This window comes from Alteromonas sp. AWJ4_199, from assembly GCF_056159165.1.
Map to the genome: position 1 here is coordinate 1,213,759 of NZ_JBSWUR010000001.1, position 19,924 is coordinate 1,233,682.

The following is a 19,924-nucleotide window of genomic DNA, read 5'->3' on the forward strand; positions in this document are numbered from 1 at the left end:
TTCTTCGCTTCAAATGACCTCAACTAATAAGGCATCATCAACGAGAATTACCTGGCTGCTACCTTGTCTACTTTTTGTAAACGAAAGGCAGAGGATCGATTGGTTTTCCGTTTCTTATTACTTCGTAGTGGACATGAACACCCGTAGAGCGCCCTGTATTGCCCATTTTTGCAATTGGCTCCCCTTTGGTCACCACATCACCTATTGAAACAGTAAGGATGTCGTTGTGCCCATAGCGGGTAACATAGCCATCACCGTGATCAATTTCTACTAGTTGGCCATAGCCATAGCGCTCACCCGCCCAGGTTACAATACCTGCGGCAGTTGCTACTACGTTTTCCCCTGCTTTACCCGCGAAGTCTAGCCCTTTGTGCATAGTAGGTTCGCCAGTAAACGGGTCGGCCCGCATACCATAATAAGAAGACAACCACCCTGACTCTATCGGACGACCAGATAATTGGCTCTGTTCGTTGATATGGTGACCCCTTACCAAACTTTCAAGCATAGACAATTGTTGAGACTTTAAATCAAGTGATTGCTCTAATTTAGCTATTTCGTGAAGGATGGGGTCGTCTTGGAGGTTTTCCGGTATCGATACCGGTACGAAAGCGTCCAGGTCAGCCGCTGACATACCTAATTCTGTTGCGATTTGCTTGCCCTTTTCGTCAAGTAGCGAGGCCTGTGCAGACAATTCTGCTACATGAGAAAGCAAAGCTTTTAGTTTTATTGTGGTTTGTTGCTTTAGCGCCTCAACGTCTTTTTGTTTTTCGCTGACTTCAGTTTGCGCTAAGCGAACCCGTGCGACATCTTCCGACACAGATTCAGTAGAACGGCTCGACACTAGCATAAAAATAGACGAGAGCACGGTTGCGCTCACGAGCGTACGGACACTAATGCTGTGTCTGTAGCGTTTATTTTTACCTGCTAATGTGATTGTTAATTTCATACCACGAAGAAAATTGCTGTTTCACGCCACTCTTTTTCATACCACTTCATAACACTATGAATGTGTTTTAGCCAAAGGCGACAACCTTCAACTTATAGTTTTTTTGTCGAATGGGTGAAATTTATATTAATTATTCGGCTACTGTATCATTTATTACAGTAATTGCCATATGAAAAAAAGCCGCCCGTTAGGCGGCTTTTCTAAATTTTTACGCTAACGCCGGTTGAGCGTAACGAATTGGTGCCGTTTCCTGAGAGTCGTAGGTCACAAACTCCCAACACTCTTTCTGTGCCAAAACGGCATTTAAAAGTTTGTTGTTAAGGCCGTGCCCAGTTTTATAAGCACGCAGCTCACCAATTAAACTATGACCGCCAAGGTATAAATCACCAATGGCGTCCAAAATTTTGTGCTTTAAGAATTCATCATCGTAGCGTAACCCTTCAGGGTTAAGTACGCGGAACTCATCTAGCGCCACAGCATTTTCCATGCTGCCACCCAACGCTAGGTTGTTAGCATTCATGTACTCTAAGTCGCGCATAAAACCAAAGGTACGTGCGCGGCTAACTTCGCTTACATATGAACATGAATCGAAATCCATCACCATATGCTGACGAGTTTGACTGATCACAGGGTGATCAAAGTCAATTTGGAAATCAACACGGAATCCATCGTAAGGCACTAATTCGGCCCACTTGTCGCCATCTTCTACACGAACTGGCTTTTTAATACGAATAAACTGCTTGGGCGCGTTTAGTTCTTCGATACCGGCAGATTGAAGTAAAAATACGAACGGGCTAGCACTTCCGTCCATAATTGGCAGCTCGTTACTGTCTACTTCAACAATAATATTGTCGATACCTAAGCCTGCAAGCGCAGACGCTAAGTGCTCTACCGTTTGGATAGTTACACCGTCTTCGTTATTCAGGCACGTACACAGCATGGTATTACCTACCGCGTTCGCACGCGAAGGTATATCAACATGTGGTTCAAGGTCAACACGCCTAAACACGATACCCGTGTTTGCTGGCGCAGGTCGGAGAGTCATTGTGACCTTTTCCCCTTTATGAAGCCCAATTCCGGTCTCTTGTACCGATTGCTTGATTGTACGTTGTCTAATCATCTGCTTAAGCTTTTACCTATTAAAAAAGCGGGCGCGAATTATAGTGAGTTATTACTCACATGTCAAAAAACACCCGTTCTGGCAAGTTTCACCTTGTCAGATTACGTATTTTTTCGACCTATTCACGCGAAATTCTTCACGCTGTGTAAATACATCTTAATGAGTAAGACAACACAAACGTAAAATAATTCCCTTCCTTTTCAGGCAGCTAAATTAGTCTGCCTGCTTACGAAGAAACGCAGGAATATCTAAATACTCCAAATCGTTGTCTGGCTGAGCACTATCGTCAGCTTTCAGCGCTTGGTTACCTTCTGTACCACCTACTGCAGAACGCGGCTCACTTGCCTGTGAATTACCGTATTCCTTAGCCGGCTGTGTAAGGCGAGAACCTTCTGCGCTTACTAATGAAATGTCAGGCTTACGCTCCGCGCCAATACCGGTCGCAACAACCGTTACGCGAAGCTCATCTGTCATTTCCATATCGATAACGGTACCGACAACCACGGTCGCATTTTCTGATGCGAACGCTTTAACTGCGTTACCCACAGTTTCGAACTCATCGATAGCGAAATCAGGACCCGCTGTGATGTTTACAAGAATACCGCGTGCACCTGACAAATCGATATCTTCAAGCAACGGGCTGGCAATTGCTGCTTCCGCAGCTTCTTCAGCGCGGTCTGGACCACTTGCTGCACCGCTACCCATCATGGCTTTACCCATCTCAGACATAACAGTACGTACGTCTGCGAAGTCAACATTGATCAGACCAGGGCGAGTAATAAGCTCCGCAATACCTTGAACGGCGCCGCGCAATACATCGTTTGCTGCGCTAAATGCTTGAAGAAGCGGCGTGCCTGGGCCCATTACTTTTAATAGCTTTTCGTTAGGAATGGTAATTAACGAGTCAACATTGTTGGCAAGCTCTACAGTGCCTTGCTCAGCAAAAGAGGTACGCTTTTTACCTTCAAATGGGAACGGCTTAGTCACTACCGCTACTGTAAGAATGCCCATTTCTCTAGCAATCTTCGCTACTTCAGGTGCTGCACCTGTACCTGTACCACCGCCCATGCCGGCTGTAATGAAAACCATATCGGCACCGTCTAGTGCCTGACGAATGGTTTCTCTGTCTTCTTGCGCAGCTTCGCGACCAATATTTGGATCGGCACCTGCACCTAAGCCTTTGGTTACGCTTGAGCCAATTTGAAGTGTTACGTCTGCACTTGAGCTACGAAGCACCTGTGCGTCGGTGTTAACTGCGATAAATTCTACGCCTTCAATGCTTTGAGACACCATGTGCTCAACGGCATTACCACCGCCGCCACCGACACCGATGACTTTGATTACGGCTTCTTCGCCGTGACTATCCATTAATTCGAACATACTTACTCTCCGGTTGTACGTCTTTTTCAACACTACGCCAGGTCATTCCCTTAGGCTAATTGCTTCCTGCTAGCCTTAATGCCGTAGCTATAGCGCCCCCAAAATAAAATTAAAATTCACCTTTAAACCAGCTTTGCACTCGATGAAATAAGCTTTCACCGGTCTTCTGCGTACTGGACTTCTTATTATCAGATTGTACTTTGCCATATTGCAGCAGCCCTACGACTGTTGCAAAGCCAGCATCATCAACGTATTCAGACAAGCCTTTTACGTTGATGGGTTTGCCCACGCGCACGGGCATCTGGAAAAGTTCTTCTGCAAATTCCACAGCACCTTCCATCTTAGCGGTACCGCCAGTAAGTACAAGACCTGCTGCGATTTGCTCTTCCAGACCGCTGGCACGAATTTCATCATGTACCAGCTCAAAAAGCTCTTGATAGCGAGGTTCAATCACCTCAGCTAGCGTATGACGAGACATCACTCTAGCTGGGCGCCCACCCACGCTAGGCACTTCAATGCTGTCTTCCATACTCACCATATCTTTCAATGCACAGGCATAATTCACCTTTATTTCTTCTGCATTGCTAATTGGTGTTCTAAATATTTTAGCGATGTCGCTGGTAATTTGATTACCCGCAACCGGTATAACTGCCGTGTGGCGAATAGCACCGTCTGTGAATATAACCATATCCATAGTGCCGCCACCAATATCAACCACACACACACCAAGCTCTCGCTCGTCGTCAGTGAGTACCGCATAACTTGATGCCAATGCTGAAAAGATCAGCTGATCGGCATTAAGCTCACAACGCTCAACACACTTCACCATGTTTTTCGCCATATCGTCGGCGCAAGTAATAATGTGAGCATCGGCTTCCATTCTTACTCCTGACATGCCAATTGGATTTTTAATACCCTCTTGCACATCAATGGTAAATTCTTGAGGTAACACATGAAGTAAACGCCGTTCCGCTGCAATTGGCACACTGCGTGCCGCGTGAATAACGTTATCTACATCTTCTTGTGTTACTTCTTGGTTGTTAATCGGTACCATGCCATTTTCATTTTGGCATTTTACATGACGTCCCGAGATAGACATGAAAACTGAAGACACTCGGCAATCTGCCATTAACTCCATCTCGTTTACTGCACGCTGTACCGACTTAACGACCAGGTTTAAATCGTTAACGCCGCCCTTATCCATGCCTTTCGATGCATGGGTGCCCACGCCTACGATACTGATTTGATCGTCTTCTAGTAATTCACCCACCACGGCCTTTACTTGGCTGGTGCCGATATCTAGCCCTACAATCAAATTGCGTTCAGCAGGTTTTGACATGGTTTCCTTAACTCTCTTCATCTGTGGCGCTGTCGTCTTTCCATCCGACTGCTACGCCCGTGTCATAGCGAAGGTCGACGTATTTCACCGCCTTCTCTTGTTGCGCCAAAAGTGGATAAACATCAATAAACCGTTGAAGCCTATCGATAAACTCCTGACGCCCTAAATTTAATTTAATGCCGTTTTTCAACTGCACTTGCCACGCAAATCGCTCACTCAATGACAATTCATCGATTGCCATGTCTGTTGTTGCTATTAACGCATGCATCGAGTTATAGCCCTCAAGGGCGGTTTTTTCACTGCCGCCCGGACCGTACAAGCGCGGCAAATCAAGCTTCACGCCTTCGTCGTTAAACGTATCCCCATAAGGGTTTAACAACAAATCTTCATTCCATTGCGCAACCGGCTGCTGCTCAACCAAATAAATTTTTAACGTATTTGGCCACTTCTTTCTTACTGACGCGCGATAAACCCAAGGCTGCGCTTCAACAAGCTCAAATACTTCGTTGACGTCAAGCGCGAAAAAGCTTCCAGGCTGCGCCTTGCGTATTAACCGCTCTAGCTTGGTAATATCGATGTGCTGATAATCACCAGAAAAATCGATAACCTGTACCGGCATTTGCTGTTCATCCTGCAAATACTGGTTTGCTTTAAGCCCGCCAAATACTAACCCAGCAATTACAAACAGTAAGAAAGCGACCCCGCCCCACACTGCCGTTTTGCTTTTTCCGCCTTTTTCAGAAGCAGACTTAACTTGGTTAGTATTGGTATCCGCCACGTTTACGCCTTGTTTGCAACGTCATCAAAACTGGTAGAAAGAATACTTAGTACCAGTTCGTCAAATGTTAATCCTGCAACTTTGGCTGCCTTCGGCACCAAACTCTTTTCTGTCATGCCAGGTACTGTGTTCGCCTCTAGCAAGTAAAATTGCCTTTGGTTGTCCTGCATAACATCAATTCTTCCCCAGCCGCTGCCAGAAATAGCGTCAAAAGCACGAGATGCTAATTTTGCTAACTGTGCTTCTTGCTCTTCAGACAAGCCGCTTGGGCAATAGTATTCTGTTGTATTATCCTGATATTTCGCAGCATAATCATAGAACGTATGTGGAGTAGACATGCGAATAGACGGCAACGCCTGCCCCTGTAATACAGAAACAGTAAATTCAGGGCCGTCTATATACTGCTCTAACAGGACTTGATTATCGTATTTAAAGGCGTCCTGAATGGCAGTTTCGAGCTGTTTAGCGCTTGTCACTCTCGCCATGCCAATACTCGACCCTTCTCTGGCCGGTTTTACCATGACTTCATTCCCCAATTTATCCATTATAGCGCTGCACTTACCAGCTTCAAAGTGCCTTTTATCAGCAATTTCATATTTTGCAGTGGGCAAGCCTAAACTTTGCCACACTTGCTTAGTATGAATTTTGTCCATTGCCAGCGCAGAACCTAAAACTCGGCTCCCTGTGTAGGGGATTTTTAGGAACTGAAGGGCGCCTTGCATAGAGCCGTCTTCACCACCGCGACCGTGCAACATAATGAGCGCTCTATCGACGTTGAGGTCGATAAGGTCGGTCAATGGTCGCTCTGCTGGGTCAAACGCGAACGCATCAACACCTTGTCTCAACAAGGCATTTAATACCGCATTGCCCGAGTTAAGCGATACTTCGCGCTCAGCAGAATCACCACCAAGTAGCACTGCGACTTTGCCATACTCATTTGTCGAGTGCGTTTTCTGTGACTTAACACTTACTGAAGGTGTAAACATCTTATTCCCCTTCCTTAGCAAGTGTTGCAGGCTCTAACTCATGGCGTGCTAGAAGCTTGGCAATTTGTCCGATGTTACCGGCCCCCTGGGTCATGACGATGTCGCCATCTTGCATAATATTCGCCAAAATTCCTGGCAGCGCGTCTTTGTCACCCACGTATACAGGCTCTATTTGTCCTCGCTGACGAATAGATCGGCACAATGCTTTACTGTCAGCACCTTCAATGGGCTGTTCACTGGCGGCGTAAACATCTAGAAGCAACAGCGCATCAACGCTCGACAGTACTTCAACAAAGTCTTCGTAAAGGTCGCGGGTTCGCGTAAAGCGATGGGGCTGATAAACCATAACTAAGCGTTTATCAGGCCAGTTTGCCCGAGCCGCAGCGATAGTCGCTTTAACTTCCGTTGGGTGGTGACCATAGTCATCCACCAAACACACTTCACCTTTACTGGTAGTAAACGTACCTAGCTGCTCGAAACGACGGCCTATGCCGCCAAAGCTGGCTAGCGCGCGAATGATTGCATCGTCATCTACACCTTCATCCGTTGCTACAGCAATAGCAGCAAGGGCATTAAGCACGTTGTGGTTACCGGTGAGGTTCAACGTAATATCTAACGGTTCACGCTCTGGGCGTATAACGGTAAAACTCGCTTTACCAAATGACAGTGAGATATTCTCTGCACGATAGTCGTTATGAGATTCAAAGCCGTAGGTGAGAATGCTTCGGCCTATGCGAGGACGAATCTCTTGAATATTCGCATCGTCACCGCATACGATGGCCTGACCGTAAAACGGTAGGTTTGACAAAAACTCAACAAAGGTATCTTTTACTTTCGAGAAGTCGCCACCATAGGTATCCATATGGTCCGCTTCAATATTGGTCACAACCGATACCATTGGCTGCAAGTGAAGGAAGGACGCGTCACTCTCATCAGCCTCTGCTATAAGGTAGCGGCTTTTGCCTAAGCGAGCATTCGTACCGGCACTGTTTAGCAAGCCACCAATAACAAAGGTAGGGTCATACTCAGCTTCTGCGAAAATCGTCGAAATCAAACTGGTTGTAGTCGTTTTTCCATGGGTACCCGCTACTGCAATACCGTGGCGGAAGCGCATCAGTTCAGCAAGCATTTCTGCACGACGAATGATCGGAATGCGCTTTTCACGAGCTACGATAATTTCTGGGTTTTGCTCATTGATGGCGCTAGAAACCACAATAACGTCCATGCCTTCGACATTTTCCGCGCGATGACCTATTTTAACATCAGCACCTAATTCGCTTAAGCGCTGGGTCATTGGCCCTTCTTGAATGTCAGAGCCAGCAATAGCATAACCTTCGTTTAGTAATACTTCGGCAATACCACCCATACCGGCACCGCCGATACCAATAAAGAATATATTTTTAACCCGGCGCATTTGCGGGCTTTCAAATGGGGTTTTAAAAACCATTAGTCCCCTACTCCTACCACGCTTTTTACGTGGCTTACTACATTTTCCGTGGCATGAGTGCTTGCACATGTTTTTGCAACGCCCCCCATATTCAAGCAGTCTTCAGGGTGTTGTAACCACTGACGCACCGCCTGCCCTAAATTTTCTTTCAATACTGATTGAGCAATCATCAGTGCCGCATTTTGCTTCACTAACGACTGCGCATTTTTCGTTTGGTGATCGTCCACCGCAAAAGGTAGCGGTACGAAAATCGCTGCACGCCCCGCTGCTGCAACCTCGCTCACCGTAAGCGCACCGGCTCTACAGACAATAAAGTCGGCCCATTCATAGGCTGCGGCCATATCATCAATAAAATCACTGACATCAACTTTCGCCATATCAGCGCCTACGGATTTATAAGCTTGAACAACACTTTTACTGTTGCCTTTACCGCACTGGTGCTTTATTGACAATCCTTCTAATACACCGCATGTCTCAGGCACAGTTTTATTCAAAATCTGTGCACCTAAACTGCCGCCAACTACAAGCATATTTAAACCTTGCTTGTGCTCACTGGTGTTTTCAAAGGTGTTTGCACGAGCGTCTGCGTTAATGTCTACAGGTTTAGGTATCACCTGCCAAATTTCATCGCGAACAGGATTGCCAACAGTATGCACCTTATCTGCAACCCCTGAAAATTGTTCTTTAGCATCGTTGAAGCCAAGCAACACACGGCTTGCAAATTTACTGAGAAGCTTATTAGTCATGCCTGCCGCTGCATTTTGCTCATGCACTATCACAGGAATACCTAAGCTCTTCGCTGCAACGCCGCCAGGACCGCTCGCATAGCCGCCAAAACCAATAACAATATCCGGCTGTAGACGTTTTATAATTCGTCTTGCAGAAAATAAGCTTTTTACTAAAGCGACAGCACCTTGAATACGTGCAGACATACCTTTGCCACGAAGCCCTTTTACGGGAATAAAGTGAATAGGTATGTCGTGCTTAGGCACGACTTGCGCTTCCATTCGCTCGGCAGTGCCCAGCCAATGAATATCCCAGCCTTCATTTCGAAGCGCGTTAGCTACTGCAAGACCAGGAAAAACGTGTCCGCCTGTACCACCAGCCATAATTAAACAACGCTTAGCCATTATCAGCCTCCTGCGCTACGCGCGCGAGTATGGCTTTAATGCCGGCCTTGCCTTCATCTTCCGCACTTGATGTTTTGGCGCTAGGTTTAGCTTCAACCGTCGCTGTAGAAAAGCCTGATTCATCTGTATTGCTCTCTACACTCGCTTCATCATCATCATGTGCCGCTTTAGATTGAGACGCGCTTGTAGGAATAGGCTTTTTACGTCGGGCTTTGCTTTTGCCGGATTTGCTGTCTCCTCGGCCAATCGCCTGTACGCCATCAACGCGTAGTTCAAAATCGATACGAAGTAATATGGCTACCGCTACTGACATAATGATAAGTGACGAGCCACCGTAGCTAACCAACGGCAGTGTTAACCCTTTGGTTGGTAGGATGCCGGCACTTGCACCAATATTTACCGCGGTCTGGAAACTGAACCAAATGCCTATGCTGTAAGCCATGTATCCATCAAACGCTCGGCCTTTTTCAAGTGCCTTATTTCCAATACTCAGCGCACGCAACACCATCCACAAAATGAGGCCGAGTACCGCGAGTACGCCAACAAAGCCAAGCTCTTCTGCCAAAATAGCCATAACAAAGTCAGTATGTGCTTCAGGCAAAAACTCCAATTTTTGTAAGCTGTTACCCAGGCCTTGCCCAAACCAGTTGCCACGGCCATAGGCCATTAAAGACTGGGTAAGCTGATAACCTGCCCCAAATGGATCGGCCCAAGGGTCTAAGAAAGAGGTAACCCGTTTCATTCGGTATTCTTCGAACACGATAAGCGCTACAACCGCCAATATGCCTGCAAACACCAGTGCGAAGAACTGCCAAAGTCGTGCACCTGCTAAAAACAACAAGCCAATTGTAGTAGCAAACATCACAACGACGGTACCTAAGTCTGGCTGTAGCAGTAATAGCATCGCTAACGCAAAGAACACGACAAGGGGTTTAATAAATCCTTTTAGATTCTCGGTAACTTCTTCGTAACGGCGTACTAGATACCCTGCCAAATAGGCAAAGAAAAAGAGCTTAGCAGGTTCGGCAGCTTGAATGGTAATAGGCCCAATTGCCAACCAACGGGTACTCCCGTTTACTGTTCTTCCCACTACCAGTACTGCTAGCAATAGCGCGATGGCCGCAAGCAGAAGATAGGGATTGGTCATACGCCAAAACTGCATGGGCAAATTCAGCACTACCATAGCGGCAACGATCGCCCCAACAATGTAAATACCGTGGCGAATAGCAAAATAGAAGGGGTTGTCGTGCAGCCTATCGGCCACCGGCATCGACGCCGAGGTTACTATAACAACGCCGATGCTCATTAGCGCCAGCGCGATTAATATCAGCGTCACGTCATAGGGATGTTTAGCTGAAGGTTGGCCGTCGTGCTTCGCGGCAAATAACGCGCTAAGTTTAGTAGAGGCAGTCATCATGATGCGGCCCCCACAGCGCCGTTGTCTTCAACGTGTAAATTATGTAGGTCGTATACATCTTGTTTAAACACGTCACCGCGATGCATATAGTTCTTAAACATATCTAAACTTGCACACGCAGGCGAAAGCAGCACTACATCACCAGGGGCAGCAAGCCTTGTTGCTGCTTTTACGGCATCTTTCATGGTTGCCACACGAGTGGTATGCGCAAAACTTTTTTCAAAAAGGTGTGCATCTTTACCTAAGGCGAACACATGGGAAACGTGCTGCTCTAGATATGGTGTTAGGTTTGCCATATCCGCGCCTTTAGCATCACCACCGGCAATAAGGATCAGCTTCCCTTGTATAGTCGGGGCTAGCCCTTCAAGGGCCGCAACCGTTGCGCCAATGTTGGTTGCTTTGGAATCGTCGATATAGCGGACGTCGTCTACACGAGCTATTTCCACACACCGGTGTGGTGCAGATTTAAAGCTATGTAGGTGTTTAACCGCGAGTTCAGGCGAAACACCTAGCTGGAGGCAGATGCCTAATGCAGCCATAATATTTAGCACGTTATGCATGCCCGCTAAGTGAATATCGCTAAGGGCAATAAGCTTTTCGCCGTCAAACGTGATGCATAGACTTTGTGCGTCGTCACGAGCACTATCGTCACCGTCAAAAGCCGCAATCGCAAACCCTGTAGTCGACTCTCCCAGTCCATATTCAACAATATCTTTTGACGCTAGCGACTCTTCAATAGACGCGGCATTAGATTCGCCATCAGATACTGCATTAGATACGGCGTTTAATGCAACATTAGCCTTAGCATCAGCAATAATCTGCTCGTCTGGCGCTACAAACTCACCGTCTCGCCACACAATCGCAGATTTTGCGTTATCAAAAATGCGATGCTTGGCATCAATATAGGCTTCAAGGGTACCATGACGGTCTAGGTGGTCATCGGAAATATTAAGCACTGTGGCAGCTTCAAGTTCCAGGCTAGAGGTTGTTTCAAGCTGAAAACTTGATAGCTCCATCACCACTACATCTGCACCGCTTTCCAATGCTTCAAGCACAGGGCGGCCTACGTTACCCGCTTCAATGCTTTTTACGCCACAGCTTTTAAGCAGATGGTTCACTAATAAAGTAACCGTGGTTTTACCGTTAGAACCGGTTATACCTACTACGCGCTTAGCTGGCGCAGTGCTATTTTCAGGTGTATTTAGGCGGGCAAACAGCTCGACATCCCCAATAACCTCTACTCCGCAAGAATTTGCCAAGGCAACTTGTTCAATATTAGGGGCAAGACCCGGGCTTAACACCAAGGTGTCTACACCATCGAAGTAATCTTCGCTTAAGGCATGGCAAGTGACCTTCTCTGCCATAAAAGCTTGCATGCCAGAGTCGAGATCACCATCAAGATCAGCAGGTGAAGCAAAATTAGCACGTGTATCAAACGCTTTAACCGTTGCTTTCTTTTGCAACAAAAAGCGCACGCAAGCCTGACCTGTAACACCTAGGCCACCGACTACATAACTATGCTCACGTACGTTATACGACATTACGATTTATCTCTTTACCGCTTATCTAAGTTTGAGGGTAGCAAGACCCACCAATACCAAAATGATTGAAATGATCCAAAAACGCACGATAACCCGCGGCTCTGGCCAGCCCTTCAATTCATAGTGATGGTGAATAGGCGCCATGCGGAAAATTCGCTGACCACGCAATTTGTAAGAACCTACCTGAAGGATGACCGACAAGGTTTCCATAACAAAAACACCACCCATTATGATTAACACGAGTTCCTGACGCACTAGTACTGCAAGCACGCCTAATGTGCCGCCTAGTGCTAGTGAACCAACATCTCCCATAAACACTTGTGCTGGGTACGTGTTAAACCATAAGAAGCCTAAGCCAGCCCCGACCATGGCGGTACACACAATCACCAGTTCACTGGTGAGCGGAATATGAGGAATATTCAGGTATTCGGCAAAGTTCGCGTTGCCTGTCACATAGGCAAAAATGGCAAATGCGCCCGCGACTAGTATGGTTGGAACGATGGCGAGTCCATCCAACCCATCGGTAAGGTTTACCGCGTTACTTGTGCCTACAATGGCAAAGTAAGTAATGATGATGAAGAACGCCCCTAACTGCGGGAACACTTCTTTGAAGAAAGGCACCAGTAGCGAGGTTTCAGCGCTTATCGTTGCGCTGCTATATAGATAGAACGCAACCCCTAATGCAACTACCGATTGCCAGAAATATTTCCAACGGGCGATGAGCCCCTTAGAGTCTTTGCGGATCACTTTTCTGTAGTCGTCGACAAACCCAATAATACCGTAGGCCACAACCACGGTAAGGGTTACCAACACATAACGGTTAGTCAGGTCAGCCCAAAGCAGGCCGCTTACCACGATAGCCGCGAGTATGAGTAACCCGCCCATGGTAGGTGTGCCTGATTTTGATAAATGGCTTTGCGGGCCATCATCACGTACGGTTTGACCAATTTGCATACGTTGCAAATAGCGAATCATCTTAGGGCCAATAAGAATGGCAATAAGTAACGCGGTCAGCGTGCTTAAAATTGCACGAAGGGTAAGGTATGAAAATACGTTAAACCCTGAATCGAATTGTGTCAGCCAGTCGGCTAGCCAAATTAACATGCTATTCGCTCCCGACGGCTATCGTGCTTTCCCAGCGCAGAGGCCTCTACCGCCTCTACCACACGCTCCATTTTGGAGCTGCGTGAACCTTTAACTAAAATTGAAATATCGCGCTGCTGCACTAACAAATCACTCTCCATTGCGGCCAACAAACTTTCAACATCGCTGAAATGGCCACCGTTCTCATTAAACACAGCACTTGCTGATTGACTCAAAACGCCCATGGTATACAGGTAATTAATTCCTTTTTGTTTAGCGTATTCCCCCACCTGCTCGTGGTAAAAACGCGCCTTTTCACCCAACTCTTTCATGTCGCCTAGAACAAGAACGCGAATGCCTGAAAAGCTACTTAGCGTATCAATTGCTGCATTAACAGACGCCACGTTGGCGTTGTAGGTATCATCTAAAAGGCGAACCTGTTCGGTAAGTTGTTTCACATTGAGACGCCCACTAACCTGCTTCATGGCAAGTAAACCATCTCGCACATTTTCTAACGTGGCTCCAACTTGTAACGTTAGCGCAGCAGCAACAAGGGCATTACCCACGTTGTGAACGCCTGGAATTGTTAGCTGAATAGACATCTCACCGTGTGGGCAAACCAAATGGAATGCAGCGCAGCCATCTAATCCAATGGTGATATCTTCTGCTCTAAAGTCAGCGTCGTTTTTCTGCTGGGGCGAAAACGTAAGCGTTTTGGTCTGTTTAAGTTTGCCTTGCCAAAATTCGGCAAACTGGCTATCAACATTGACTACCGCCACGCCCTCACTGCCTAAGCCTTTAAAGATTTCGCTTTTAGCGCGCGCCACACCTAGCAAGCTGCCAAAGCCTTCTAGATGAGAAGCGGCGGCGTTTACGATAGTCGCGACGTCCGGCTTAACAAGGTTCGTGGTATAGGCGATTTCACCAATGTGATTTGCGCCTAACTCCATAACCGCGTATTCATGCTGAGGTTCAAGGCGTAGAAGGGTTAGCGGCACACCGATATCATTATTGAAGTTACCGTTTGTGGCTAATACATTGCCTCTTCGCTCCAAAATAGCCGCGCACATTTCCTTTACGGTGGTTTTGCCACTGCTTCCGGTAATTGCAATCGTTTTGGGCGCCACATAAGCTTTTACTGCCGCACCTAATAGACCAAGTGCTTCTTTGGTATCTTCAACCATGATGACAGGTAACGAGGTTGCTACGTCTTCACTGGCAATAACCGCGCTAGCTCCCGCTTTCTCAGCCGTTGAAATAAAATCATGGCCATTAAAATTAGGGCCTTTCAATGCCAAATAAACTGCGCCATCTTCTAGGGTGCGGGTATCGGTACTTACTGCTGATACTTCAGTGTCAGCAGCACCTTTTAATAATTTTCCGTTAACCTTTTCGGCTATCCATGACAGCGTTGTTGTTATCATTTGCTGTACTCCTGTTGCAGTCGCGCCACAACTGCACGTTCGTTATAGTTAGTCTTTTTGTCACCGATAATTTGGTAATCTTCATGGCCTTTTCCGGCCACAATGATGATGTCGCTTTCATGCCCATGCTCAAGGCAATGACGAATAGCTTGCTCGCGGTCGGGTATAGACACTGCCAGCTCAGAATTTTTTAAGCCCGCGATGATGTCCTTGGCAATAGACTCAGGGCTTTCGCTTCTGCTGTTGTCGGTGGTGATCACAATAGCGTCAGCGCCTGACTCAGCAGCCTGGCCCATTAGTGGTCGCTTACCTTTGTCTCTGTCCCCGCCACAGCCAAACACACACCACACTTTGCCTGTGGTATGGAATTTGGCGCTTAACAGCACTTTCTCCAGAGCATCTGGCGTATGCGCGTAGTCCACCACTAGGTTCGCCGCACCCGTTACAGGGAAAACTTCCATTCGCCCGGGTACAGGCGTAATTGCATTTACCGCGTTCACCACGTCATCAAAACGTTCACCTTCAGCGAGTAGCGTACCCATAGCACTAAGTACATTGCTTATATTGAACTTTCCAAATAGTGGCAGCGAAATAGCAGCACTTCCCCACGAACTCATCAGTTCGAAGCTACATCCACCTGCATGATAAGAAGCATTTGTGGCGAAACAATGGCGACTTTGTGGATTGTTATGTTTGCGCAAGAACTCACTTTCACCGCTTCCATCCAGACCACTTTCATCTATACCTGTCCAGACGCGTGTAATCGTCTTATCTGCTGCACCATCCCACTTCTTACTTTCATCGTCGTTAGCGTTTAACACTACAGCTTTCAAACCCGGCTGTTGAAGTAGCAAGCGCTTGGCTCTGCCATACTCTTCCATTGTGCCGTGATAATCTAAGTGGTCACGAGTAAGGTTGGTGAAAACAGCGATATCGGTTTTTACAGTACCAAGCCGACCTTGAACCAATGCGTGAGAACTTGCTTCAAAGGCCGTATGGCGCACTTCGCTTTGCACAAAGTCTGCCAACAAATATTGCATACGTATGGCATCGGGGGTGGTATTTGCCGCTGGCGTGTTCGACCACTGAGTTTCATCGCCCTCAAACACACTACTTCCTAAGGTTCCTATGCTTGCACTACGTGTACCTAACGCATCCTTAAGCTGGGTAAGCAATTGAACTGTAGAGGTTTTCCCGTTTGTCCCTGTCACTGCTACCGTCGTCATTTTCTGAGCAGGGTAGTCATAAAATGCAGCAGCTAATGCAGAGAGCATTTGTGGTAGTTCATAAAGCGAAATGATGACGCTGTGGTCGCGCATTTCCATTTGACCATGGGCACTACTGTCTTCAGTTTGCGCCAGAATTACACGAGCCCCTAAACTTATTGCCTGAGGTATAAAATCGCGACCATCACGTTCATGCCCTTTAACTGCAACAAACGCTAAGCGCGTATTCACTTCACGGCTATCTAACGTTAAACCCTCAATGCGGATATCGGGGGCATCTACACCAAATTTTGCTAACAAGGCTTTAATACTTTGAATAAAGGCACTAACTACCACTTTGACCTCCTTTCAATAAGCGACTTGACGTAACCTGCTTGTCATCGGGCGTAACGTTTAACATGTGCAGTGCACCACCCATAATCGATGAAAAGACAGGTGCAGCGGTATCCCCCGCGTGATACAAATCGCCGCCGGGTTCGTTGATCAACACAATAGTCACTAGTCTTGGGTCAGACACAGGTGCAATACCGGCGAAAATATTGACGTACTCTTCACCGTAACCGCCGGCTACTGCTTTGCGGCTGGTACCTGTTTTGCCCGCTACCCGATAACCTGGAACTGCAGCTTTGGTTGCCGTGCCGCCGCGCTGGGTTACGCTTTCCATCATTTGAACAATGGCTTTTGCGTTTTCTTCGCTGATCACACGCTCTGATTGAGCTTGCCACGACGGTTGCTCTGGCGATTTAATGATATTAAGAGGTGTTTTAACGCCGCCGTTTGCCAATGTAGCGTAAAGACGTCCTAGCTGTGCCGTGGTTACAGAAATGCCGTACCCAAATGACAGTGTGGCTAACTCAAATTCAGACCAGCGGCTACGCTCATGGAAAATACCACTGCTTTCGCCTGCCATGTTCAGCCCAGTATCACTCATAAGGCCCATGTTGTAGTAGGTATCCAGCAGGAACTGCTTAGGCACAGACAACGCCAGCTTTGATGTACCCATATTCGAGGAATGCTGAATGATTTCTTCTAGCGTTAGCTCGCCATAATTGCGCGAATCTTTTACTAGGCTACCGCCTAAACGCATCCAACCTGGGTGGGTGTTTACTGAATCTTCAGGCTCAACTTCACCGAATTCTAATGCAGTAAGCACGGCCAGCGGCTTCAATGCTGAACCCGGCTCAAATGCGTCGGTAATAACACGGTTACGCATTCTGTGCGCAGACAATTTGCTTCTGTCGTTCGGGTTGAAGGAAGGCGCGTTAACCATAGCTAATACATCACCGCTTTTTACATCGATAACGATGGCTGAAGCCGAACTTGATTGATAGTAAATCATGGCTTCTTTAATTTCTTTGTAAGCAAGTGCTTGAATGCGCTGATCGATAGTCAACTGCAGGTCACCGGCTTTTTCACCAGATTTAGTTTCTAAGATTTCTACCTGACGGCCTTTCGCATCACGGCGTATTTTGCGAGAACCCGGCGTGCCCGTGAGCCACTCATTATACATGCGCTCTAAGCCTTCAACGCCCGTGTCGTCAACATCGGTTACGCCGATTAACTGCGCTGAAACTTCACCGGTAGGATAGTAGCGGCGGCTTTCACGACGAAGATAAATGCCTGGAATGTCCAGTTTATCAACGTATTCTGCCATAGCGGGCGACACCTGACGCTGCAAATAAACAAAGCGGCGTTTAGGGTTTGCCACTTTTTCTTTCAGTTCATTGACGTCTTGGCGCAGTACATCTGCCAGCGCTTCCCAGCGGCGTTCTTCCTCGAAGCCGTTGTTCTCATGGATAATCTTAGGGTCTGCGTAAATGGCGCGAACAGGAACACTTACCGCTAGCTCAACACCGTTTCTATCGGTGATAAGCCCGCGATAGGTAGGCATATCTCGGGTTCTAAGCGTGCGATTGTCACCCTGTTGAATCAATTCATCAGGTTCAATAACTTGAATGTAAGCTGCGCGAGCGGCTAATACGCCAAACACTAGCATGATTACAATAAGCACAACCACAAAACGCCAGTGCACCAAGCTTGGCGTTACATTTTGTTTTGCGCCTGTCTTTTTGCGCTTACGAGAAAGTGCTGATGTACTCATTTTAGCCTCACCACTACTTCATCGTCTGCAGTAGCGCGGTACATTTCCAACTGCTTCTCAACCAGGTTTTCTATGCGGTTATGCTCGGTCAGCGCACGTTGCTCAAGCACCAGGTTACGCCACTCAACATCAAGCTCATCTTTCTCTTGCATAAGGTCTTCAAGGGCAATGACTTGCTGTCTATTGTGATGACTACTAAGGGTCACAGCCATAGCACTTGTGATAACCATTAAATACAACAAAACCCGCAACTTGTTGCGGGTCAAATCTGAAACAATAATGAGCAGTAATTTGAAATTAGTGCTGGCCTTGTCTGGTATGGCTTTGGTCATAACTTTTCTGCCACACGTAATACCGAACTGCGAGAGCGAACGTTGTTCGCAATCTCCTGTTCTGAAGGTTTTATTGCTTTACCCAGAGCTTTAAGCACTTTATCGGCATCTATTTCAGCTTGGGTTATCGGTAAATTGTGCGGTACAACTTTCCCCTTACTTTGATCCTTAATAAAGCGCTTTACCAAGCGGTCTTCTAACGAGTGAAATGAAATAACGGCTAATCGACCTTCTTTTGCTAACACTTGTGTGGCAGCTTTAAGACCCACGCGAAGTTGCTCTAGCTCAGCATTGATATAAATGCGAATACCTTGGAATGCACGGGTTGCAGGGTGCTTGAATTTGTCTTTTACAGGTACGGCTTCATCGATGATTTTGGCAAGCTGTGCAGTACGCGTAATAGGTGCATCTTTACGTGTGTTTACAATAGCGTGAGCAATGCGCTTACCGAACTTTTCTTCGCCGAATTCTTTAATGACCTGTGTAATGTCTTGCTCTTCTGCGCTAGCCAACCAGTCTGCAGCACTTTGTCCACGAGACGTATCCATACGCATGTCGAGTGGGCCGTCACGTAAAAAGCTAAAGCCACGCTCCGCATCGTCTAGCTGAGGTGAAGACACACCCAAATCCATAAGCACACCGTCAACTTTGCCAGTTAGCCCTAGCGCCTCGATTTCTTCTGCCATATCACCAAACGGTGAGTGGATAATGCTAAAACGTTTATCATCAGCGAAGCGTTCTGCCGCTTTGATTGCTTGCGGATCACGGTCAAAGGCGATGAGTCGCCCGTGTTCACCTAGAGCCCTCAAAATATGCGCTGAATGCCCACCACGGCCGAAAGTAGCGTCAATGTAAATACCATCTGGTTTAATCGCCAGCGCTTCAATGCATTCGTCAAGCAATACTGAAATATGTTTAAATTCGCTAGGCTGCGTCATAGAGAAAAGTCCTGTAATCGTTCGGTAAGTTCAAATTCGCCTTTGCGTTCGGTGTCTATATCAGCTTCAACTTGTTGCGCCCAAATATCGGCATCCCAAATTTCGAATTTGTTTAACTGACCAACTAACATGACTTCTTTTGAGAGTTTTGCGAAACTTCGCAGTGGAGTAGGAACAAGAATACGCCCGCTTTTATCCATCTCACCTTCTGAAGCATAACCTAGTAGCAATCGCTGCAAGCGACGCTCGGCTGGGATCATGCTTGAAAGTTTAGAGAGTTTTAGCTCAATCTCTTCCCATTCGGGAAGTGGGTAAAGCAGCAAACAACTTTGTTGTGTATCGACTGTGCAGACCAGTTGTCCCTGACAATCATCCAGCAGCGACTGACGATACTTCGTCGGTATAGCCAGTCTGCCTTTTGTATCCAGATTGATTGCGTTAGCGCCGCGGAACATTCCCCTAGCCTTTTATTATTTGCTCTTGGTTTTCTTGTTTTTTGAGTACTAATCTGCAAAGTGATGATGATTTGATCCACAATTCGCCACATTTACCCACTGAGATACAGTTTAGGTACCAATGATCCCCACTGTCAAGTAGAAAAAAGGCGTGAAAGCCGCATAAACACTGGGATTAAACTGGTTGGATATACAGTATCTTTAGGAAGTGTATGATTAGGCGCGTAAAAAAGATTAAAAAATATTCAGGTGGGTAAAATTAAACTTAAAATTTATCGATG

At 46.9% G+C, this 19,924-nt stretch carries 17 protein-coding genes; all 17 read right to left on the reverse strand.

Annotated elements, in window-relative coordinates:
- Positions 1 to 67: 67 nt before the first annotated feature.
- The gene (locus ACXAER_RS05300; protein ID WP_474827288.1) at positions 68 to 946 is read right to left on the reverse strand and encodes a peptidoglycan DD-metalloendopeptidase family protein; all 879 of its coding nucleotides are present in this window, start codon (positions 944 to 946) and stop codon (positions 68 to 70) included.
- 208 nt (positions 947 to 1,154) lie between these two features.
- Complete coding sequence (lpxC, locus tag ACXAER_RS05305) at positions 1,155 to 2,066, reverse strand: UDP-3-O-acyl-N-acetylglucosamine deacetylase (protein ID WP_014980041.1); 912 nt, start codon at positions 2,064 to 2,066, stop codon at positions 1,155 to 1,157.
- A 213-nt stretch (positions 2,067 to 2,279) separates the two neighbouring features.
- Positions 2,280 to 3,446 carry a cell division protein FtsZ gene (ftsZ, locus tag ACXAER_RS05310; protein ID WP_474827290.1) on the reverse strand — a complete coding sequence of 389 codons (1,167 nt, stop codon included), beginning with the start codon at positions 3,444 to 3,446 and terminating at the stop codon, positions 2,280 to 2,282.
- 109 nt (positions 3,447 to 3,555) lie between these two features.
- Positions 3,556 to 4,785, reverse strand: a complete 1,230-nt coding sequence (ftsA, locus tag ACXAER_RS05315; RefSeq protein ID WP_071815699.1) for a cell division protein FtsA — start codon at positions 4,783 to 4,785, stop codon at positions 3,556 to 3,558.
- Between the two features lie 7 nt (positions 4,786 to 4,792).
- Positions 4,793 to 5,563 (reverse strand): cell division protein FtsQ/DivIB, encoded by a 771-nt coding sequence (locus ACXAER_RS05320; RefSeq protein ID WP_474827292.1) that lies wholly within the window; start codon positions 5,561 to 5,563, stop codon positions 4,793 to 4,795.
- 2 nt (positions 5,564 to 5,565) lie between these two features.
- Complete coding sequence (locus ACXAER_RS05325) at positions 5,566 to 6,549, reverse strand: D-alanine--D-alanine ligase (protein WP_474827294.1); 984 nt, start codon at positions 6,547 to 6,549, stop codon at positions 5,566 to 5,568.
- 1 nt (position 6,550) lies between these two features.
- Positions 6,551 to 7,996 carry a UDP-N-acetylmuramate--L-alanine ligase gene (gene murC, locus ACXAER_RS05330; RefSeq protein ID WP_474827296.1) on the reverse strand — a complete coding sequence of 482 codons (1,446 nt, stop codon included), beginning with the start codon at positions 7,994 to 7,996 and terminating at the stop codon, positions 6,551 to 6,553.
- Positions 7,996 to 9,126 carry an undecaprenyldiphospho-muramoylpentapeptide beta-N-acetylglucosaminyltransferase gene (murG, locus tag ACXAER_RS05335; RefSeq protein WP_474827298.1) on the reverse strand — a complete coding sequence of 377 codons (1,131 nt, stop codon included), beginning with the start codon at positions 9,124 to 9,126 and terminating at the stop codon, positions 7,996 to 7,998. Before murG ends, murC begins: the two co-directional genes overlap by 1 nt.
- A complete protein-coding gene (gene ftsW / locus ACXAER_RS05340; protein ID WP_474827300.1) occupies positions 9,119 to 10,543 on the reverse strand; it encodes a cell division protein FtsW in 1,425 nt (474 codons plus the stop codon). The genes murG and ftsW overlap by 8 nt, the downstream gene beginning before the upstream one ends.
- The gene (gene murD / locus ACXAER_RS05345; RefSeq protein ID WP_474827302.1) at positions 10,540 to 12,084 is read right to left on the reverse strand and encodes a UDP-N-acetylmuramoyl-L-alanine--D-glutamate ligase; all 1,545 of its coding nucleotides are present in this window, start codon (positions 12,082 to 12,084) and stop codon (positions 10,540 to 10,542) included. Before murD ends, ftsW begins: the two co-directional genes overlap by 4 nt.
- 21 nt (positions 12,085 to 12,105) lie before the next feature.
- Complete coding sequence (gene mraY / locus ACXAER_RS05350) at positions 12,106 to 13,188, reverse strand: phospho-N-acetylmuramoyl-pentapeptide-transferase (RefSeq protein WP_014950432.1); 1,083 nt, start codon at positions 13,186 to 13,188, stop codon at positions 12,106 to 12,108.
- Positions 13,182 to 14,591, reverse strand: a complete 1,410-nt coding sequence (locus ACXAER_RS05355; RefSeq protein ID WP_474827304.1) for a UDP-N-acetylmuramoyl-tripeptide--D-alanyl-D-alanine ligase — start codon at positions 14,589 to 14,591, stop codon at positions 13,182 to 13,184. The genes mraY and ACXAER_RS05355 overlap by 7 nt, the downstream gene beginning before the upstream one ends.
- The gene (locus ACXAER_RS05360) at positions 14,588 to 16,153 is read right to left on the reverse strand and encodes a UDP-N-acetylmuramoyl-L-alanyl-D-glutamate--2,6-diaminopimelate ligase (RefSeq protein WP_474827306.1); all 1,566 of its coding nucleotides are present in this window, start codon (positions 16,151 to 16,153) and stop codon (positions 14,588 to 14,590) included. Before ACXAER_RS05360 ends, ACXAER_RS05355 begins: the two co-directional genes overlap by 4 nt.
- Positions 16,143 to 17,918: a peptidoglycan D,D-transpeptidase FtsI family protein gene (locus ACXAER_RS05365; RefSeq protein ID WP_474827308.1), complete on the reverse strand. Its 1,776-nt coding sequence runs from the start codon at positions 17,916 to 17,918 to the stop codon at positions 16,143 to 16,145. Before ACXAER_RS05365 ends, ACXAER_RS05360 begins: the two co-directional genes overlap by 11 nt.
- Positions 17,915 to 18,250, reverse strand: coding sequence for a cell division protein FtsL (ftsL, locus tag ACXAER_RS05370; protein WP_118492788.1), 336 nt, complete (start codon positions 18,248 to 18,250; stop codon positions 17,915 to 17,917). The genes ACXAER_RS05365 and ftsL overlap by 4 nt, the downstream gene beginning before the upstream one ends.
- On the reverse strand, positions 18,247 to 19,188 hold the full coding sequence (rsmH, locus tag ACXAER_RS05375; protein ID WP_474827310.1) for a 16S rRNA (cytosine(1402)-N(4))-methyltransferase RsmH: 942 nt from the start codon (positions 19,186 to 19,188) through the stop codon (positions 18,247 to 18,249). The genes ftsL and rsmH overlap by 4 nt, the downstream gene beginning before the upstream one ends.
- A complete protein-coding gene (gene mraZ / locus ACXAER_RS05380) occupies positions 19,185 to 19,643 on the reverse strand; it encodes a division/cell wall cluster transcriptional repressor MraZ (RefSeq protein WP_012519465.1) in 459 nt (152 codons plus the stop codon). The genes rsmH and mraZ overlap by 4 nt, the downstream gene beginning before the upstream one ends.
- Positions 19,644 to 19,924 lie beyond the last annotated feature (281 nt).

Coding starts and splice junctions, on each gene's coding strand:
- ACXAER_RS05300 (WP_474827288.1), bottom strand. CDS start 946: ATGAAATTAACAATCACATTAGCAGGTAAAAATAAACGCTACAGACAC.
- lpxC (WP_014980041.1), bottom strand. CDS start 2,066: ATGATTAGACAACGTACAATCAAGCAATCGGTACAAGAGACCGGAATT.
- ftsZ (WP_474827290.1), bottom strand. CDS start 3,446: ATGTTCGAATTAATGGATAGTCACGGCGAAGAAGCCGTAATCAAAGTC.
- ftsA (WP_071815699.1), bottom strand. CDS start 4,785: ATGTCAAAACCTGCTGAACGCAATTTGATTGTAGGGCTAGATATCGGC.
- ACXAER_RS05325 (WP_474827294.1), bottom strand. CDS start 6,549: ATGTTTACACCTTCAGTAAGTGTTAAGTCACAGAAAACGCACTCGACA.
- murC (WP_474827296.1), bottom strand. CDS start 7,996: ATGGTTTTTAAAACCCCATTTGAAAGCCCGCAAATGCGCCGGGTTAAA.
- murG (WP_474827298.1), bottom strand. CDS start 9,126: ATGGCTAAGCGTTGTTTAATTATGGCTGGTGGTACAGGCGGACACGTT.
- ftsW (WP_474827300.1), bottom strand. CDS start 10,543: ATGATGACTGCCTCTACTAAACTTAGCGCGTTATTTGCCGCGAAGCAC.
- murD (WP_474827302.1), bottom strand. CDS start 12,084: ATGTCGTATAACGTACGTGAGCATAGTTATGTAGTCGGTGGCCTAGGT.
- mraY (WP_014950432.1), bottom strand. CDS start 13,188: ATGTTAATTTGGCTAGCCGACTGGCTGACACAATTCGATTCAGGGTTT.
- ACXAER_RS05355 (WP_474827304.1), bottom strand. CDS start 14,591: ATGATAACAACAACGCTGTCATGGATAGCCGAAAAGGTTAACGGAAAA.
- ACXAER_RS05365 (WP_474827308.1), bottom strand. CDS start 17,918: ATGAGTACATCAGCACTTTCTCGTAAGCGCAAAAAGACAGGCGCAAAA.
- ftsL (WP_118492788.1), bottom strand. CDS start 18,250: ATGACCAAAGCCATACCAGACAAGGCCAGCACTAATTTCAAATTACTG.
- rsmH (WP_474827310.1), bottom strand. CDS start 19,188: ATGACGCAGCCTAGCGAATTTAAACATATTTCAGTATTGCTTGACGAA.
- mraZ (WP_012519465.1), bottom strand. CDS start 19,643: ATGTTCCGCGGCGCTAACGCAATCAATCTGGATACAAAAGGCAGACTG.